General features: G+C 64.0%; 19 protein-coding genes and 1 tRNA gene. 10 read left to right on the forward strand and 10 right to left on the reverse strand.

The window, feature by feature from the left end; translation table 11 throughout:
• Window positions 1-65 precede the first annotated feature (65 nt).
• The 3 genes from rpsA to aroA all read right to left on the reverse strand — a co-directional run bounded on the left by rpsA (window position 66) and on the right by aroA (window position 4014).
• Window positions 66-1772 carry a 30S ribosomal protein S1 gene (gene rpsA / locus AC5V87_RS00415; protein ID WP_456841660.1) on the reverse strand — a complete coding sequence of 569 codons (1707 nt, stop codon included), beginning with the start codon at window positions 1770-1772 and terminating at the stop codon, window positions 66-68.
• A gap of 269 nt (window positions 1773-2041) precedes the next feature.
• A complete protein-coding gene (gene cmk, locus AC5V87_RS00420; protein WP_456841661.1) occupies window positions 2042-2680 on the reverse strand; it encodes a (d)CMP kinase in 639 nt (212 codons plus the stop codon).
• Complete coding sequence (aroA, locus tag AC5V87_RS00425; protein WP_495369669.1) at window positions 2677-4014, reverse strand: 3-phosphoshikimate 1-carboxyvinyltransferase; 1338 nt, start codon at window positions 4012-4014, stop codon at window positions 2677-2679. Before aroA ends, cmk begins: the two co-directional genes overlap by 4 nt.
• Window positions 4015-4184: 170 nt before the next feature.
• Between aroA and AC5V87_RS00430 the strand changes: the two genes are divergently transcribed.
• Both AC5V87_RS00430 and AC5V87_RS00435 read left to right on the forward strand, forming a co-directional pair.
• The gene (locus AC5V87_RS00430) at window positions 4185-4592 is read left to right on the forward strand and encodes a TIGR02300 family protein (protein WP_456843489.1); all 408 of its coding nucleotides are present in this window, start codon (window positions 4185-4187) and stop codon (window positions 4590-4592) included.
• Window positions 4593-4683: 91 nt separating this feature from the next.
• Window positions 4684-4759, forward strand: a tRNA-Ala gene (locus AC5V87_RS00435).
• A gap of 99 nt (window positions 4760-4858) precedes the next feature.
• Here AC5V87_RS00435 and AC5V87_RS00440 read toward each other — a convergent pair.
• Complete coding sequence (locus AC5V87_RS00440; protein ID WP_283082904.1) at window positions 4859-5317, reverse strand: MarR family winged helix-turn-helix transcriptional regulator; 459 nt, start codon at window positions 5315-5317, stop codon at window positions 4859-4861.
• A 155-nt stretch (window positions 5318-5472) separates the two neighbouring features.
• On the opposite strand from AC5V87_RS00440, the gene AC5V87_RS00445 reads away from it, so the two are divergent.
• From AC5V87_RS00445 to AC5V87_RS00480, 8 genes are all read left to right on the forward strand, one after another.
• Window positions 5473-5898 carry an organic hydroperoxide resistance protein gene (locus AC5V87_RS00445; protein WP_495369670.1) on the forward strand — a complete coding sequence of 142 codons (426 nt, stop codon included), beginning with the start codon at window positions 5473-5475 and terminating at the stop codon, window positions 5896-5898.
• Window positions 5899-6074: 176 nt separating this feature from the next.
• Window positions 6075-7292 (forward strand): CaiB/BaiF CoA transferase family protein, encoded by a 1218-nt coding sequence (locus AC5V87_RS00450; RefSeq protein WP_495369671.1) that lies wholly within the window; start codon window positions 6075-6077, stop codon window positions 7290-7292.
• Between the two features lie 217 nt (window positions 7293-7509).
• Window positions 7510-8826, forward strand: a complete 1317-nt coding sequence (ugpB, locus tag AC5V87_RS00455) for a sn-glycerol-3-phosphate ABC transporter substrate-binding protein UgpB (RefSeq protein WP_495369672.1) — start codon at window positions 7510-7512, stop codon at window positions 8824-8826.
• Window positions 8827-8874: 48 nt separating this feature from the next.
• A complete protein-coding gene (ugpA, locus tag AC5V87_RS00460; RefSeq protein WP_495369673.1) occupies window positions 8875-9756 on the forward strand; it encodes a sn-glycerol-3-phosphate ABC transporter permease UgpA in 882 nt (293 codons plus the stop codon).
• Window positions 9756-10604: a sn-glycerol-3-phosphate ABC transporter permease UgpE gene (gene ugpE / locus AC5V87_RS00465; protein WP_456841666.1), complete on the forward strand. Its 849-nt coding sequence runs from the start codon at window positions 9756-9758 to the stop codon at window positions 10602-10604. The genes ugpA and ugpE overlap by 1 nt, the downstream gene beginning before the upstream one ends.
• Before the next feature lie 13 nt (window positions 10605-10617).
• Entirely contained in the window at window positions 10618-11703 is a 1086-nt protein-coding gene (locus AC5V87_RS00470) for a sn-glycerol-3-phosphate import ATP-binding protein UgpC (protein WP_495369674.1), read from the forward strand.
• 291 nt (window positions 11704-11994) lie between these two features.
• A complete protein-coding gene (locus AC5V87_RS00475; protein WP_024338612.1) occupies window positions 11995-12420 on the forward strand; it encodes an Hsp20 family protein in 426 nt (141 codons plus the stop codon).
• Window positions 12421-12470: 50 nt separating this feature from the next.
• The gene (locus AC5V87_RS00480) at window positions 12471-12743 is read left to right on the forward strand and encodes a BQ00720 family protein (RefSeq protein WP_007598581.1); all 273 of its coding nucleotides are present in this window, start codon (window positions 12471-12473) and stop codon (window positions 12741-12743) included.
• 211 nt (window positions 12744-12954) lie between these two features.
• Here AC5V87_RS00480 and AC5V87_RS00485 read toward each other — a convergent pair whose 3' ends face one another.
• The 6 genes from AC5V87_RS00485 to AC5V87_RS00510 form a co-directional block, all read right to left on the reverse strand.
• The gene (locus AC5V87_RS00485) at window positions 12955-13185 is read right to left on the reverse strand and encodes a hypothetical protein (protein WP_456841668.1); all 231 of its coding nucleotides are present in this window, start codon (window positions 13183-13185) and stop codon (window positions 12955-12957) included.
• Between the two features lie 117 nt (window positions 13186-13302).
• Window positions 13303-13764, reverse strand: a complete 462-nt coding sequence (gene ptsN / locus AC5V87_RS00490) for a PTS IIA-like nitrogen regulatory protein PtsN (protein WP_008141251.1) — start codon at window positions 13762-13764, stop codon at window positions 13303-13305.
• 238 nt (window positions 13765-14002) lie between these two features.
• Complete coding sequence (gene hpf, locus AC5V87_RS00495; RefSeq protein WP_495369675.1) at window positions 14003-14614, reverse strand: ribosome hibernation-promoting factor, HPF/YfiA family; 612 nt, start codon at window positions 14612-14614, stop codon at window positions 14003-14005.
• A gap of 171 nt (window positions 14615-14785) precedes the next feature.
• Window positions 14786-16414 (reverse strand): RNA polymerase factor sigma-54, encoded by a 1629-nt coding sequence (gene rpoN, locus AC5V87_RS00500; RefSeq protein WP_495369676.1) that lies wholly within the window; start codon window positions 16412-16414, stop codon window positions 14786-14788.
• 89 nt (window positions 16415-16503) lie between these two features.
• Window positions 16504-17517, reverse strand: coding sequence for an LPS export ABC transporter ATP-binding protein (gene lptB / locus AC5V87_RS00505; protein ID WP_495369677.1), 1014 nt, complete (start codon window positions 17515-17517; stop codon window positions 16504-16506).
• 245 nt (window positions 17518-17762) lie between these two features.
• Complete coding sequence (locus tag AC5V87_RS00510) at window positions 17763-18488, reverse strand: LptA/OstA family protein (RefSeq protein ID WP_495369678.1); 726 nt, start codon at window positions 18486-18488, stop codon at window positions 17763-17765.

Raw genomic sequence — 18488 nt, forward strand, 5'->3', positions numbered from 1 at the left:
TAGCCGGCAACAAAAAAGCCCCGGCTCGCGCCGGGGCTTCGATGTCAGCAAAACGAAGGCTTCGCTTACTTGCTGTCGCGGTTCTTGAGCGCGGTGCCCAGGATGTCGCCGAGCGTCGCACCCGAATCGGAGGAGCCGTACTGCGCGATGGCTTCCTTCTCTTCGGCGACTTCGAGCGCCTTGATCGACACCTGGACCTTGCGGGCCTTCTTGTCGAACTGGATCACGCGGGCATCGACCTTCTCGCCGACGGCGAAGCGTTCGGCGCGCTGGTCGTTGCGGTCACGCGCGAGCTCCGAGCGCTTGATGAAGGTGGTGAAGTCGGTGCCGGCGATCTTCACCTCGATGCCGCTCTCCTTCACTTCGAGCACTTCGCAGGTCACGACCGCGCCCTTCTTGACATCGCCCGGCTCGGCGAAGGGATCGCCTTCGAGCTGCTTGATGCCGAGCGAGATACGCTCCTTCTCGACGTCCACATCGAGCACCACGGCCTTCACCATGTCGCCCTTCTTGTAGTTGTCGATCACCTGCTCGCCCGGAAGCTTCCAGTCGAGATCGGAGAGATGGACCATGCCGTCGACGTCGCCCTCGAGACCCAGGAACAGACCGAACTCGGTCTTGTTCTTGACCTCGCCCTCGACGACCGAACCGGTCGGGTGACCTTCGACGAAGACCTCCCACGGGTTGCGCATGGTCTGCTTGAGGCCGAGCGAGATGCGGCGCTTGACGGAATCGACTTCCAGCACCTGCACGTCGACTTCCTGCGAGGTCGACACGATCTTGCCGGGGTGCATGTTCTTCTTGGTCCACGACATCTCGGAGACGTGGATCAGGCCTTCGATGCCCGGTTCGAGCTCGACGAACGCACCGTAGTCGGTGATGTTGGTGACGCGGCCGGTGAAGCGGGCACCCAGCGGGTACTTGGCTTCGATGCCCTGCCACGGATCGTCCAGCAGCTGCTTCATGCCCAGCGAGATGCGGTGCGTCTCGTGGTTGATCTTGATGATCTTGACCTTCACGGTCTGGCCGATCGAGAGCACCTCGGTCGGATGGTTGACGCGGCGCCACGCGATGTCGGTGACGTGCAGCAGGCCGTCGATGCCTCCGAGATCAACGAACGCACCGTAATCGGTGATGTTCTTGACCACGCCGTCGATGACCTGACCCTCTTCGAGGTTCTGCACCAGCTCCTGGCGCTGCTCGGCGCGGGTCTCTTCGAGAACCGTGCGGCGGGACACCACGATGTTGCCGCGGCGGCGGTCCATCTTGAGGATTTGGAACGGCTGCGAGTTGTTCATCAGCGGCGCGACGTCGCGGATCGGACGGATGTCGACCTGCGAGCGCGGCAGGAACGCCACGGCACCGTCGAGATCGACGGTGAAGCCGCCCTTGACCTGGTTGAAGATGACGCCGTTGACCTTCTCGTTGTTCTGGAACGCCTTCTCGAGCTTGCCCCAGCTCTCTTCGCGGCGCGCCTTGTCGCGCGACAGCACGGCTTCGCCGAGGGCGTTCTCGATGCGATCGAGGAACACTTCCACCTCGTCGCCGACCTTGAGGTCAGAGTCACGGCCGGGGCCGGAAAATTCGCGCAGGGCCACGCGGCCCTCGGTCTTCAGGCCGACGTCGATGACGGCCATGTCCTTTTCAATTGCAACCACCCTGCCCTTGACGACGGAGCTTTCCTGCAGGTTGCCACCTGCGAAGGACTCGTCGAGCATCGCGGCGAAATCGTCGCGCGAGGGGCTATAGGTATCAGCAGAAGTCGAAGCCATTTGTTCTCCAGTTGCGGATGTCTTGCCGGCCGTTGGATTCAAGGGCGCATCGCACGCGCAGTGTCGGAAGGTCCGCAAAACCTTCGAGCGACCGCTCGTTGCTCCGGCCTTGCAGCAAGAACAACGGAAGCGGGCCGGCTGAGGCCCGCGCATTCGATACGTGGAATTCTTGTGTCCGGAGCCTGGATCGCGCCGGTCCCCAAATTAGGGACCGAAGGTATCGACCTCAAAGAGCGGGAGCGGGCACTTCCTCCAATGACGGCGGCGGCTTAACCCCGCGACCGGCCCGCTCGGACAGCCTCGATAATGTCGATGGCGGCCCGGACGCCGCCTTCTATATCCAGTTGGGAGTTATCTAGCAAGTAAGCATCGGGGGCCGGTTTTAAAGGCGCAATCGGCCGGTTCTTGTCACGCTCGTCGCGCTGGATGATGTCGGCGAGCACGGCCGCCTCGTCCACTTGCTCGCCCCTCGCCCTCGCCTCCATGGTCCGGCGCCGCGCACGAACCCTGGGGTCGGCAACGACGAAAATCTTTACGTCGGCATGCGGGCAGATCACGGTTCCAATGTCCCGGCCGTCCAGCACGGCGCCGGGCGGATCGGCGGCAAATTGCCGCTGGAAATTGAGCAGGACCTCGCGAACCCTGGGGATGGCCGAAACGATGGACGCGCCCTCACCGGCCTCCTGGGTCTTCAGGGCGGGATTGCCGAACTTTTCGGGATCGAGTTCCAGCGCCGCCTGCACCGCCGCCGCCTCGTCCCGGAGATCATGACCCGACTGCATCAGGGCATAGGCCACCGCGCGATAGATCACACCGGTATCGAGATGACGGTAGCCGTAATGATGGGCAAGGCGCTTGCCGAGCGTCCCCTTGCCCGAGGCGGCGGGCCCGTCGATGGCGATGATCATGAAAACTCGGCCCCTAGCGAACGCATCATCGGAATGAAGTCCGGGAAGCTGGTGGCGATGAAGGCGGTATCGTCAACGGTCACGGGCTGGTCGGATGCGCACCCCATCACCAGCGCGGACATCGCGATGCGATGATCCATATGGGTCGCGACTGTGCCGCCGCCGGGGACATGGCCACGGCCCTCGACGATCAGATCGTCGCCGGAGATTTCGACCTTGACGCCGTTGACGCGGAGCATGTCAGCCGTGGCCTCGAGACGGTCGGATTCCTTGACGCGCAGCTCCTGCAGGCCGCGCATGATGGTCGTGCCTTCGGCGAAGGAGGCCGCGACCGCCAGCACGAGATATTCGTCGATCATCGAGGGCGCGCGCTCCGGCGGTATCTCGACGCCGCGCAGTTTTGACGCGCGCACGCGCAACTGCGCCATCGGCTCGCCGGCATCGCGCCGCACCTCGCTCTCCTCGATCGAGGCGCCCATTTCGCGCAGCGTGGTGAACAGGCCGGTGCGCAGCGGATTGGTCATGACGTCGGACAACACGATGTCGGAGCCTTCGACGATCAGCGCCGCGACGATGGGGAATGCCGCAGAGGACGGATCGGCGGGCACGACGACGTTGGCACCATGCAGCTCGGGCTGACCGACGAGCGTGATGCGGCGGCCATGCTGGCCTTCCGGCACCGAGGTGATCTCGGCACCAAAATGCTTCAGCATCAGCTCGGTGTGGTCGCGGCTGGCCTCGTTTTCAATGACCGTGGTGGTGCCAGGCGCGGCCAGGCCCGCCAGCAGCACGGCCGATTTGATCTGGGCCGAGGCGACCGGAGTCTTGTAGGTGATCGGCAGCGGATCGCGCGCGCCCTGGACGGTCAGCGGCAGGCGGCCACCCTCGCCGCCGGAAACGACCCTGGCGCCCATCTTTTCGAGCGGATCGAGAATCCGGCGCATGGGGCGGCTGCGCAGGGAGGCATCACCGTCGAAAATCGCCGAGATCGGGCAGCCGGCCACGGCGCCCATGACCAGCCGGCAGCCGGTGCCCGAATTGCCGAAATCCAGCGCCGCGCTGGGCTGTGCAAAGCCTCCGACGCCGACGCCCTGAACCTTCCAGGCGAAATCGCCGGTGCGCTCGACCTGAGCGCCAAGAGCCTGCATGGATTTGGCGGTGTTGAGGACGTCCTCGCCTTCCAGCAAGCCCGAAATCCTGGTCTCGCCGACCGCAAGCGCGCCGAGGATCAGGGCGCGGTGGGAGATCGACTTGTCCCCGGGCACCCGCACTTTCCCGGTCAGTGGACCGCTGGCGCGCGACCGAAGGGGCGTCGGCTTGTCGGAATGGGTCACATTATGTCCTTGGATAGGCCCGAAACATCCCTGCGGGGCTCGCGGGGGCAGGTATCACATGGTCTCTCCGTCGTCACGGGCATGTCTTTCTCCCGTAATGCGCTATTGACAGCGGGCCGCCAACTAGCCAAGTGAAGCACCGCTTTTCAGACATTCCCAGGATTCCTGCCGTGGCCAAGTCCGAACTCGGAACCAAACGTATTTGCCCGACCACGGGCAAGAAATTCTATGATCTCAACAAGAATCCGGTGATCTCGCCCTATACCGGCGAAGTGGTTCCGATCGCCCCGATTGCCCCTGCGCGCGCGCCCCGTGGCGCCGAAGCCCGCAACATGGCCCAGGATACCGCGCCGGAGCCGGCTGAGGCCGAAGAGTTGGTCTCCCTCGAGGAGGCCGATGCCGAGGAGAACACCGGCAAGGTCAAGGCCGTGGTGCCCGAATCGGAGGACGATATCGAGGTCGACGAGACCCTCGACGACGACGATGACGATGATTCGACCTTCATTGCCGACGAAGAAGAGGGCGATGAGGACGTCACCGACATCATTGGTGATGTCGGAGGTGATGAAGAGACTTGAGATCAGCCCTGATCTGTGAAAAAGGGTGCACCGCGCGAGTCGGAAGGCTCGCCGGTCGGGAGTGATCCCCCAGGGTCATCCCGCGATTTAAGGGGCCATAGCTCAGCTGGGAGAGCGCTTGCATGGCATGCAAGAGGTCGGCGGTTCGATCCCGCCTGGCTCCACCAGCCTTCGCTGGCTTCGCCAGCTTCGGCTCGGCAAGCCTTATCGCAGCGAAGGCTGCCGCGGCGCGGCCCGAAGGGCGAAGCCGGCCTCCACGAATTCCCCTACTCCCCGATCACCGCATTGAGCCGATCCCTCAATGCGACGATCTCATCCTTCATTGCCACCAGCTCCGACACCGAACAGTCCGAGGCCGCCAGAATCGATTGCGGCACGCTGCGTGCCTTTTCCTTCAGTGCGTGGCCCTGCGGCGTCAGGGCGATCAGCACTTGTCGTTCGTCCTCGCTGGAGCGGGTACGCCTGACCAGATGCGCGGCCTCTAACCGCTTCAAGAGCGGCGTCAGCGTGCCCGAATCCAGGAACAGCTTCTCGCCGATGTCCTTGACCGGGACGTCGTCGCGCTCCCACAGCACCAGCATCACCAGATATTGCGGATAGGTGAGGCCGAGCCGGTCAAGCAGCGGCTTGTAGACGCGGTTGAAGGCATGCGCGGCGGAATAGACCGCGAAGCAGATCTGGTTGTCGAGGCGCTGCGGGTCCAGCGCCGGCACTTTCCGGGGCATCACGAATCTCACGACGTTTCTCCCATCCTGGGGCCGGCCGGCGGCAGATTCAATTGCGGACAATTAAATGTGAGGCTGCACAATTTCAATTGCGCGCAATCTAATTGTCCGCGATATAGAGCGGGTCCCAACCCGGAACCCCAAGGGAGACGAAAATGTCCGTGAACGTCCTCTATAAGACCAGCGCAAAAGCCACCGGCGGCCGCGACGGCCATGCTGCGACCCTCGACGGCGCACTCGACGTCAAGCTTACCACGCCGAAGGAGCTCGGCGGTGGCGGCGGCGCCGGCAACAATCCCGAGCAGCTGTTCGCGGCCGGCTATGCCGCCTGCTTCATCGGCGCGATGAAGTTCGTGGCCTCGCAGGGCGGCCCGAAGGTTCCGGCCGACGCATCGGTCACCTCGACCATCGGCATCGGCCCGCGCTCCGAGGGCGGCTTCGGCCTCGACATCGACCTCGCCGTCTCGCTGCCGGGTCTCGCCCGTGCGGAGGCCGAGGCGCTGGTTGAGAAGGCGCACCAGGTGTGCCCGTACTCCAATGCCACGCGCGGCAATGTCGACGTTCGCCTGACGGTCGTCTGATCTGACGATGGATTGGCTGGCCCGGGATCCCCCTCGGGCCGGCCGCTTCCGCTTGATTTGCCGCGCCGCGGGATTGGCGCGCGGCGGCGCATGCGGCCCTACGCCCGGCGCCATTGCTGGCGCAAACAAACCTCGCTAGGCCTGTGACCAAACGACCGACACAGGGAAGCGAAGGCATGACTGAAGCCGCCAGTTCTGGAGCAGCATTGGGCGCAATGAGCGGGCTGCGCGTCATCGATCTCACGCGCGTGCTCGGCGGTCCCTATTGCACCCAGATCCTCGCCGACCACGGCGCCGACGTCATCAAGGTCGAGCCGCCGGCGGGCGACGAGGTGCGCGAATGGGGTCCTCCCTTCCATGAGGAGGACGCGGCCTATTTCGTCGGCATCAATCGCAACAAGCGCTCGATCGGCCTCGACCTCGCCTCCGACGGCGGCCGCGTGGTGTTGCTGAAGATGCTGGAGACGGCCGACGTCCTGATCGAGAATTTCAAGCCCGGCACGCTGGAGAAATGGGGCATCGGCAACGAGGTGCTGCGCGAGAAATTCCCGCGCCTCGTGCATTGCCGGATCTGCGGCTTCGGCGCCGATGGCCCGCGTGGCGGCAATCCCGGCTATGACGCCATCATCCAGGCCATGACCGGCATGATCGCGGCGACCGGCTCGGTGGAGAGCGGCCCGATGCGGATCGGCGTGCCGCTGGTCGACATCACCACCGGTCTTTATGCCGCGATTGGCATCCTGATGGCGCTCTCCGAGCGGCAGCGTTCGGGCAAGGGCCAGTTCCTGGAAACGACGCTGTACGAGACCGGCCTTGCCATCATGCATCCGCACACCGCGAACTATTTCATGCATGGCAAGCCGCCTTCGCTCACCGGCAACGAGCATCCGAACCTCGTTCCTTACGCGATCTTCCCGACGAAGACCGACAACATCTTCATCGGCGTCGGCAATGACGGCACCTTCCGCAAGCTCGCCAAGGAGATCGGCAAGCCCGAGCTCGGCACCGATCCGCGCTTTGCCCGCAACAAGGACCGCATCGCCAACCGCGAGGCACTCCGCGCCGAGCTGGCCGCGGTGTTCAGCCAGCACGAGGCCGAGCCGCTGTGCAATCGCCTGCTTGCGGCGGGTCTGCCTGCCGGTCCGGTGCAGAAGATCGACCAAGCGTTGACCAACCCGCACACGATCGCGCGCGGTGATGTCATCGAGAAGGACTGGTACAAGGGCGTGGCCTCGCCGATCCGGCTCGACCGCAGCAAGCCGAGCCTGCGCAGCCTGCCGCCGAAATTCAGCCAGCACGCGGCCGAGGTGCTGGGCGAGTTCGGCTACTCCAAGTCGGAGATCGACGCGATGGTCGCCAAGGGCGTGGTCTGCGGGCCCGAGCGCAAGCGCTAGGGTCCGACCGCCTCACTCGGCAGATGCCGCACTGCGGCGCGAGCCGCACACGTGCAGCGCGAATGCATGAGGCTGCCCGCGTCGCATTCGCCTATTTGACGGCTTCCCTTTTCCAGCGCTTGCCGCTTTCGTTTCGGCCGCTTACACAGTCATGTGAACGTCATATGGCGCTGCTAGCGCAAGCGCTCTTCATTGACGGGCAAGGGAGGTTTTCTTGATGACTCTTCGATATTTTGGCGCGGCTGCAGCTGTTGCACTCACGGTTGGTCTCAGCGCCTCGCCGGCCTTGGCCCTGACCGAAATCCAGTGGTGGCATGCGATGACCGGCGCCAACAACGACGTCATCGTCAAGCTCGCCAACGACTTCAACGCCGCGCAGAGCGACTACAAGGTGATCCCGACCTACAAGGGCAACTACGCCGATACGATGAACGCGGGCATCGCCGCGTTCCGCGCCGGCAACGCGCCGCATATCATGCAGGTGTTCGAGGTCGGCACCGCGACCATGATGGCCGCGACCGGCGCCGTGAAGCCGGTCTACAAGCTGATGGCCGAGACCGGCGAGAAGTTCGATCCGAAGGCCTACCTGCCCGCGATCACCGGCTACTACTCGACCTCGAAGGGCGAGATGCTGTCGTTTCCCTTCAACTCGTCATCCACGGTCATGTGGGTCAATCTCGACGAGCTGAAGAAGGCCAATGTCGAGATCCCCAAGACCTGGCCTGAAGTGTTCGAGGCCGGCAAGAAGCTGAAGGCGGCCGGTCACGACACCTGCGGCTTCTCGGGCTCGTGGGTCACCTGGGTCAATCTCGAGCAGCTCTCGGCCTGGCACAACGTGCCGCTCTCGACCAAGGCCAACGGCCTCGACGGCTTCGACACCGTGCTCGAATTCAACGGCCCGCTCCAGGTCAAGCATCTCGAAAACCTGGTCGAGCTGCAGAAGACCAAGGTCTACGACTATGCCGGCCGCACCAACACCGGCGAAGGCCGCTTCACCTCAGGCGAATGCCCGATCTACCTGACCTCGTCGGCGTTCTTCGGCAACGTCAAGGCGCAGGCCAAGTTCAACTTCACCGCCGTGCCGATGCCGTATTATCCGGACGTGAAGGGCGCGCCGCAGAACTCGATCATCGGCGGCGCTTCGCTCTGGGTGATGGGCGGCAAGTCGGCCGACGAATACAAGGGCGTCGCGAAGTTCCTGACCTTCCTCTCCGACACCGATCGCCAAGTCTACATCCACAAGGCCTCCGGCTATCTGCCGATCACCAAGGCGGCCTACGCCAAGGCGAAGGAAGAAGGGTTCTACAAGGACCAGCCCTATCTCGAGACGCCGCTGCTCGAGCTGACCAATAAGGAGCCGACCGAGAACTCGCGCGGCCTGCGCCTCGGCAACATGGTGCAGCTGCGCGACGTCTGGTCGGAAGAGATCGAGCAGGCGCTGGCCGGCAAGAAGACCGCCAAGCAGGCGCTCGATGCCGCCGTCGAGCGCGGCAACACGATGCTGCGGCAGTTCGAAAAGACCGCCGTCAAGTAAGGCGATCAGCGGCAGGCCGGTCGCCCGGCCTGCCGCTGCTGGGGCATCATGCAAAAGCAAGCCATTTTCCAGTCAAAGCTATTGCCCTACGCGCTGGTTGCCCCGCAACTCGCGATCGTCCTGATTTTCTTCTACTGGCCGGCCCTGCAGGCCGTGATCCAGTCCTTCCTGCTCCAGGACGCCTTCGGCCTGTCGTCGAGCTTCGTGTGGTTCGACAACTATATCGAGCTGTTCAAGGACCCCGCTTATTTCGCCTCGATCGTCCGGACTTTCTTCTTCTCGTTCGCCATCGCGATCTCGTCGCTGTCCTTTGCGCTGCTGCTCGCCGTGATGGCTGACGAGCCGCTGCGCGGCTCGATGCTCTACCGGACGCTGCTGATCTGGCCCTATGCGGTGGCGCCGCCCGTCGTCGGCGTGCTCTGGATCTTCATGCTGCATCCCTCGCTTGGCGTGCTCTCGCGCTACATGCGCGGCCTCGGCATCGACTGGAATCCGCTGCTCGACGGCAACCAGGCCGCGGCGCTGATCATCCTCGCCGCCGCCTGGAAGCAGATCTCCTACAACTTCCTGTTCTTCCTCGCCGGTCTCCAGAGCATCCCGAAGAGCGTGATCGAGGCCGCTGCGATCGACGGCGCGCGTCCGATGCGGCGGTTCTCGACCGTGATCTTCCCGCTGCTGTCGCCGACCATTTTCTTCCTGCTGGTGGTCAACATCGTCTACGCCTTCTTCGACACGTTCGGCATCATCGACACCATGACCCGCGGCGGACCCGGCACGTCGACCGTGACGCTGGTCTACAAGGTCTATTCCGACGGCCTGCTCGGCGGCAATCTCGGCAGCTCCGCGGCGCAATCGGTGATCCTGATGATCATGGTCATCGTGCTCACCGCAATCCAGTTCCGCTTCGTCGAACGCAAGGTGACCTACTGATGGTCGAGGAAGAGGGCATCAGGCGCTACGTCGCGCACATCATCCTCTGGATCGGGATCGCCATCGTCGCGTTCCCGGTCTACATCGCCATCGTCGCCTCGACCCAGGACAACGCGCTGATCGCCAACGGGCAGATGTCGCTGCTGCCGGGCGGGCACTTCCTCGAGGTCTACTACCAGACCATCTTCATCGGCACGAGCGGCTCGACCCGCGAGCCGGTCGGCAACATGATGCTGAACTCGCTGGTGATGGCGCTGGCGATCGCAATCGGCAAGATCGCGATCTCGATCATCTCGGCCTATGCGATCGTGTATTTCCGCTTTCCGTTCCGGATGGCGATCTTCTGGATCATCTTCATCACCTTGATGCTGCCGGTCGAGGTGCGCATCTATCCGACCTACAAGATCGTCGCCGACCTGCACATGCTCGACAGCTATGCTGGTCTGGCGCTGCCGCTGATCGCATCGGCGACGGCGACGCTGCTGTTCCGCCAGTTCTTCATGACCGTGCCGGACGAATTGCTGGAGGCCTCGCGCATTGACGGCGCCGGTCCCTTGCGCTTCTTCTGGGATACGCTGCTGCCGCTGTCGCGCACCAACATGGCGGCGCTGTTCGTGATCCTGTTTATCCTCGGCTGGAATCAATATCTCTGGCCGCTCTTGATCACCACGCGCGACGACATGCAGACCATTCAGGTCGGCATCCGCAAGATGATCACCACCACCGACGCGCTGACCGAATGGCCGATCGTGATGGCGACCGCCGTGCTGGCCATGCTGCCGCCGGTGTTCGTCGTCGTCGTGATGCAGAAATTGTTCGTGCGCGGCCTAGTCGAGACGGAAAAGTAAGAAGCGAGTTTTCATGGCTAACGTCACCCTGCGCAACGTCCGCAAGACCTACACCGGCGGCTTCGAGGCCATCAAAGGCGTCAACGTCGATGTCGCGGACGGCCAGTTCTGCGTGCTGGTCGGCCCCTCCGGCTGCGGCAAGTCCACGCTGCTGCGCATGGTCGCGGGGCTCGAGACCGTCACCGGCGGCGAGATCGACATCGGCGGCCGCGTCGTCAACCAGGTCGAGCCCGCCGATCGCGACATCGCCATGGTGTTCCAGAACTACGCGCTCTACCCGCATATGAGCGTCTACAACAACATGGCCTATGGCCTGCGCAACCGCGGCATGGCCGAGGCCGAGATCAAGACCCGTGTCGAGCAAGCCGCCCGCGTGCTCGAGCTCTCCGCTATGCTGGAGCGCAAGCCGCGCCAGCTCTCCGGCGGCCAGCGCCAGCGCGTCGCCATGGGCCGCGCCATCGTGCGCCAACCGAAGGTGTTTTTGTTCGACGAGCCGCTCTCCAACCTCGACGCCAAGCTGCGCATCGCGATGCGCGTCGAGATCCGCAAATTGCAGCGGCGGCTCAACACGACGTCGATCTACGTCACCCACGACCAGCTGGAAGCAATGACGCTCGCCGACATTCTTGTCGTGATGAACGGCGGCCAGGTCGAGCAGGTCGGCAATCCCTTGGCGATCTACGAGAAGCCGGCGACGACCTTCGTCGCCTCCTTCATCGGCGCACCGCCGATGAACCTGATGTCGACGCGTCCCGAGGAGATCAAGTCGCAGCTCGGCGGCAGCGCAGGTGAAGCCGGCATCCTCGGCATCCGCCCGGAGGATTTCGTCATCACCGATGAGACACCAGCCGGCGGCGTGGTGCTGCCGTTAACGGTCGAAGCCATCGAGCGCGTCGGTGCAGAGACCTTCGTCTACGGCTCGCGCGAGCAGGACGATCAGCGCGTCGCCGCCACCCCGGGCGAGCTGCCGCCCGGCGAGGTCATCGTCCGCATCCCTGGAACTGAGGCCCCCGCCATCGGCGCGAGGATCCGCGTCGCTGCAATCCGCTCAAAACTGCATCTGTTCAGTGGCGACGGGCGGACGCGGATCGAGGCGTGAGCGGTTCCGAGGGCCCTCACCAAGAGCGCGAAAACAACCCCATGCACAGTAGGAAGGGGTCCTGTTTTCATTGAGATAAATCGCCCCCGAATTCGTCATGCCTGCGCCTCCGGGCGCTGTGACGAATTGTAAGCATTTTGTGCGATGGCAGAGCCGTGGGCGGCAGAAGCGCCCATCCACAACCCCCGCTACGTCCTTGAACGGACACGGGGATATGACCATATTGCTGACCAAGGGGTGCCTTGACGGGCCCCGAAGCACCAAAGTCGCTTCGAGAGGACTTTGTAAACTATGTCTCGTGTTCCCACGCTTTCCAGTCCGTTCCTTCTGGGCTTCGACGAGATCGAGCGCGTGCTCGACCGCGTCGTCAAAGGCGCCGACGGCTACCCTCCCTACAATATCGAGAGGTGTGACCGCACGGACGGCCAGCCCGAGCGGTTGCGCATCACACTGGCGGTCGCCGGATTCACCCGCGATCAACTCGATGTAACCATTGAGGAAAACCAGCTCGTGATCCGCGGACGGCAGCAGGACGACAAGACCCGGCAATACATCCATCGCGGCATCGCCGCGCGCCACTTCCAGCGCACCTTCGTGCTGGCAGAGGGGATGCTGGTGCTGGGTGCGGATCTGAAGAACGGGCTGTTGTCGATCGATCTGGCCCGGCCTGAGCCGGAGAGGATCGTTAAGACAATCGCTATCAATGAGCACGAATAATGGAACGAGTAGCGGACTCGACCGCTTAGTTCGTTAGAGGAGTCGAGACCATGAGTGAAGGTCACGTTGCGTTCGAATACGAAGCCAAGAACGTCTCGCCGGAGACGCTGGCCACCCTTGGCGAAGGCCATATCGCCTATGTGAAGCAGATCCGCTCCGAGGACGTTCCGGGCCTGTTTCCCGAGGCGCCGAAGATTGCGCCGGGCCTCAAGCTGTTCGCCCTCCACGCCGCCGACGGCACACCGATCATGCTGACCGACAGCCGCGAAGCCGCAATCGCCAACGCCTGGAGCAACGAGCTGCAAGCCGTCAGCGTGCACTAAGCGCGTCGCACGAAGAGAGTTTTGGCGGGCATGCCTTCGCAGGAAGGCATGCCCGTTTTGCTTTTGATGCGATAGTCCGCTGCCCTCTCCTCGTCATTGCGAGCGCAGCGAAGCAATCCAGAATCTTTCCGCGGAGGCAGTCTGGATTGCTTCGTCGCAAGGGCTCCTCGCAATGACCGAGCGTGACGCAGGAATTCGCACCTCTCTCTCATCACTTCAGATAGCCGAGCCCCTCGCGCGCCGTGACCACGGCCCATTTGTCGGTCGGCGGCAGCGCGAGCACGCTGCTGAAATCCGCGCGCGCATGTTTGGCGTCGGATCGCATCATGTAGAGAAGGCCGCGATTGACCAAGATATCCTGGTTCTTCGGATCGAGTCGAAGCGCCTCATTGGTGACGGAGCAAAGCAGACCGAGGAAGCGCGCTGTCGAACCGCAATTCATGTCTCAAAAATCCAGCGCCCAAGCCGTGCCGGCCGGACGCGTGCGGAATTGAGAGATAGCGCCCGGCTACCAAATAAGTCGCAGACGGCGCGGCTCGGCTTCGATCGGGCGAGAGGGCTACGCCGCCGTCGCGGGCGGCAGCGCCAGCACCGAATAGATCGCCTGGGCGTCGCGCGAGGCGCGGAGCTTCTTGGCGATGTCCTGGTCGCGCAAGAGGCGGGCGATGCGGGCGAGGGCCTTGAGGTGATCGGCGCCGGCGCCTTCGGGGGCGAGCAGCAGGAAGACGAGATCGACCGGCTGGCCGTCCATCGCCTCGAAATCGATCGGGCGATCGAGCCGCGCGAACAGGCCAAAAATCTTTTCCAGCTTGGGCAGCTTGCCGTGGGGAATGGCGACGCCATAGCCGACCGCGGTGGTGCCGAGCTTCTCGCGCTGGAGCAGCACCTCAAACACGGAGCGTTCGTTCTGTCCGGTCAACTCGGCGGCCTTGGCCGCAAGTTCCTGAAGCGCCTGCTTCTTGCTGTTGACCTTCAATGCCGGGAGAATCGCCTCGGGTGCGACCAGATCGGTAATCGGCATGGAAGCTTTCCGAGGTGAATTAGACCGTCAGGTTCCGATTTGGCCTGCGTCGGAATAACCGCGCCGGGCCGGCGTCAAGAAGGTGAAGCAGGAGGGGGACTTAGCCAGTCCCTAGTCCTGATGTGGGGCGCTTCTACTCCAACGCAATCCCGGTGCCAACTCCCGCGTAGGGCTTTGCCCCGGTCATTGTTAAGGGCTGCGGATGGTACGGGGTCTCGGGCCTGCCCCCCTGCTGGCCCTAGGCCCCGGCCTTGCCATCGCCCTTTCCGCCCGGCGGGTCGATCCAGCCGACATTGCCGTCGGCCCGGCGGTAGATGATGTTCACCCGCCCGCTGGAGCCATGCTGGAACACCAGGCACGGCGCCCCGGTCAGGTCCAGTTCCATGACGGCCTCGCTGACCGAGAGCTGCTTCAGGGCGGTGGTGGACTCGGCGATGATCACGGGGTTGTAGCCGGTGACCTCGTCCTCCTCCTCGCCCTCGCCCGGCGCTTCCAGCACGTAAGCCGTTGCGTCGAGGGCGGCCAGCGCCGCGGAGGCGACATGGGCCTTGCGCGCCGAGCGGTCCTTGAGCCGGCTCTTGTAACGCTTGAGCCGCTTCTCGATCATGATCAGCGCCTGGTCGGCACTGGCATAGGCGTCCGGCGCATTCGAATCGGCCTCCAGCGTAATTCCCGAATCCAGATGCAGCGCGCAGTCGGTGCGGAAGCCGAAGCCGTCCTTGGACAGCGTGATGTGGCCGGAATAATTGCCGTCGAAATATTTGCGCAGGACCTCTTCAGTCCGGTCGGTCACGCGGCCACGCAGGGCCTCGCCGACGCTGACGCTCTTGCCCGAAATCCGAAGAGTCATGGTGATGCCTCGCTTGGTTTGCGCCCAGCCAGGATGACGCGTCATCGCAGCTGGGGTTGTTCCCTGCGCATGATCTTTTCGGAAAACCGCCGCACATTTTTCCGGATCATGCGCGTGCTTGGATCGGTCGCGATGGGGGGATGAGAGTAGCGCGATTTCGCGCCAGCGCAATCAGGCCGGTTCGGTGTTGCGGGAGCGGTCGGACAGTGCGTTGGAGAGGACGTTACCAAGGGCGCTCTGCTTGTCGCGGCGGCGTTGCACCGAGGACGGAATGCGCATGGCTTCGCGGTACTTCGCGACCGTGCGGCGGGCTATATCAATGCCCGAGGCGCGCAAGCGTTCCACGATGGTATCATCCGACAGGATCGCCGAGGGTTCTTCCGCATCGATCAGCTGCTTGATGTGATGACGCACCGCTTCGGCGGAGTGCGCCTCGCCGCCGTCGGCCGAGGCGATCGACGCCGTGAAGAAATATTTCAATTCGAATGTGCCGCGATTTGTCGCCATGTATTTGTTGGCGGTGACGCGCGACACCGTGGATTCGTGCATCTGGATGGCATCGGCGACCGCCTTCAGATTCAGCGGCCGCAGATGCGCGACGCCATGGGTGAAGAAGCCGTCCTGCTGGCGCACGATCTCGGTCGCAACCTTGAGGATGGTGCGGGCGCGCTGGTCGAGCGCGCGCACCAGCCAGGTCGCGTTCTGCAGCGCGTCGGTGAAATAGGACTTGTCGCCGTCCTTGCCGATCTTCTTCGACAGCTCGGAATAGTAGGTCTGGTTGACCAGCACGCGCGGCAAGGTGTCGCTGTTGAGCTCGACATGCCAGCCGCCATCGGGGCCCGGGCGGACATAGACGTCGGGCACCATGGTCTGCAAACGGGCCGAGCCGAACTTCATGCCGGGCTTGGGATTGAGCCGGCGGATCTCGCCGATCATGTCGGCGATGTCCTCGTCGTCGACGCCGCAGAGCTTGCGCAAGCTCGCGATGTCGCGCTTGGCCAGCAGATCGAGATGCTCGACGAGGGCCTGCATCGCCGGATCGTAGCGGTCGAGCTCGCGGAGCTGGATCGCGAGGCATTCGCTCAGGTTGCGGGCGCAGACGCCGGGCGGGTCGAATTTTTGCAGCACGGCAAGAACGTCCTCGACGTCCTTTTGCGATGCGCCAAGACGCTCGGCGGCCTGGCCGAGGTCGGGCGGCAGATAGCCGGCCTCGTCGACGAGATCGATCAGATACTGGCCGATCATGCGCTGCGCGGGTTCGGTGAAGGCGACCGAGAGCTGCTCGGCGAGATGATCCGACAGCGTCATCTCGGCCGCAACGAAGGCCTCGAGATTGTAGTCCTCGTCGCCGGAGGCGCCGCCGCCCCATTCGGTGTAGACGCTCGGCGCGGCGTCCTGCGCGTTGCGCGCGGCCGCCTCGGCCGGCTCCTCGGAGAAGACGTTGTCGAGGCCTGTGTCCAGGGTCTGCTCGATCTCGGCGCGGGTGCCGAGATCCTTGCTCATCCATTCTTCCTGGCCCGGCTCGAAAGCGTCGCCGCTGCCGCCAAAGCCGTCATCGCTGCCCTGGCTGCCTGAATCTTCGCCATCATTGTCGCTGAACTGGCCAGCCTCGGCCGGGGCCTCGCCGCCGGGGGCATCGTCGCTGGCCCGCTCCAGCAGGGGGTTGCGCTCGAGTTCCTCCTCCACGAAGGTCGTGAGATCGAGATTGGACAATTGCAGCAGCTTGATCGCCTGCATCAGCTGCGGCGTCATGACCAGCGACTGCGATTGCCGGAACTCTAATCTCTGCGTAAGCGCCATGAAGCAAGAACCGATCCAAAAGTTGGTCCGATTTTTGCTTATCCTAGTCCGAGCCCGATGTACACGTCTTGACGAATGGGAAAAACGGGCTAGAGGCGGAATTCCTCGCCGAGGTAAAGCCGGCGAACGTCGGGATCGGCGACGATCTCGTCCGGGCTTCCCTCCGTCAGGATCTCACCGGCATAAACGATATAGGCACGATCGGTGAGACCCAGCGTCTCGCGGACATTGTGATCGGTGATCAGCACGCCGATGCCGCGGTTGGTGAGATGGCGGACGAGGTCCTGAATATCGCCGACCGCGATCGGATCGATGCCGGCGAAGGGCTCGTCGAGCAGCATATAGTTCGGGCGCGTCGCCAATGCGCGCGCGATCTCGACGCGGCGGCGCTCGCCGCCTGACAGCGCGATCGAGGGCGATTTGCGCAGGCGCGTGATGTTGAATTCGTCGAGCAGGGAATCGAGCTGCTGCTCACGCTTCTTGCGCGAGGGCTCGACCACTTCGAGCACGGCGCGGATGTTCTGCTCGACGGTGAGGCCGCGAAAGATCGAGGCTTCCTGTGGCAGATAGCCGATGCCGAGCCGCGCGCGCTGATACATCGGCAGTTGCGTAACGTCGTGGCCGTCGAGCTCGATCGCGCCACGATCGGCCTTGATCAGCCCGGTGATCATGTAGAACACCGTGGTCTTGCCGGCACCATTCGGACCGAGCAGACCGACGGCCTCCCCGCGCCGCACATAGATGCTGACGCCACGCACCACCTGCCGGCTGCCGAACGCCTTTTCCACGCTATGCACAGCCAGAAAGCCGGGGCGGCGCAGCAGCTGCGGCCCGCCGGCGCCATTCGGCTTGGCGGCGCTCCGGACCGGGTGAACCGCGCGCGGCGGCTCGGGTTGGTAGTCGGCCTGATAATCGCCTTGATAGTCACCCTGGAACTGGTCGGGCGCGTGCATCGGCTGGTCACGAGCAATCGGCGGGGCGTCCCGCACCGGGCTGGTCACGAGACCCCCGACGCTGTCCCCAAGCGCGGTGATATCCCGCGCAAATCCTGGCCGGCCGCGTTTGGCGGGGCGCCGACGGAACATGCTGAATAGATCGACCATCCCCGCCTTCCAGCCTTTCGCGGTTTTTGCGCGGCGTTTGCGCAGCGTTCGCGCGATCTGCCGCGCCGGCCTCTCGCTTCGCCGGCACAGCATGAATGAAGGGATGTCTCATGCCCAGTGAAACACGCCCGAAAAGCGGCGGACCCCGCTTCGAAAGCCCTGGCCGCTAGATACAGTCTCGCTACGCAAGCTTCAACCTCGGATCGGCGCCATCCGACCCAAGTCCATGAACTTGCTTTCAGAATTCACTTTTTGCCGATGCCGGGCAGCAGCGAGGGCGGGGCCGCGCCGGGCTTGGCCGAACCGCCCGAGCCGCACTCACTGGCGCCGCCCTGCGGCAGCAGGACCTGAACGCCCCGGCCGCTGTCGGATTCCACGCGGGACACGCCGGTGGTCATGTCCACGGTCAGCCGGTCGCCGCGCATGACGTTCTTGCATTGAGTCATGACCACCTGGCCTGCGCCGCCGCCAAACATCGTGATGAGGTTGGTCTTGGTGTCGAACACGGCGGTCTCGCCTGTCACCACCTGGTCCTTCTGGGTGACCACGACATTGCCGCGCGCCTCCAGCCGCTTGATCGAGGAGCTGCCGCCCGGGCCCGGCGTTGCCGACTGCATCGGCGCACCCTTCGCGCCCTTCGCTGCGGGCTGCGGCGCGGCCGGCTTGTCGCCGCCGCCGGATTCGTAAAACACCACCAGCGTCTTCGAGGTCATGGTGGTGTCGCCCTGGATGACTTTCACATTGCCGGAGAAGGTCGCCTCCTTCTTCTTGTCGCGCATCTCGAGCGAGGCGGCCTCGATCTGGATCGGCTGATCGCGGTTCTGCGAAAAGCCCTGCAGCGCGTTCGGCGTGCCCTGTATCGTGCTCTGCGCGATCGCTGCACCTGCCGTCAGCGCGATGCCGACAGCTAGCGCCGTCGCACCGAGGATGGCGCACCCTTTGACTTTGCTGCGCGGAAAAAACCTGATCAT

It is taken from the genome of Bradyrhizobium sp. SOJA106, from assembly GCF_059448745.1.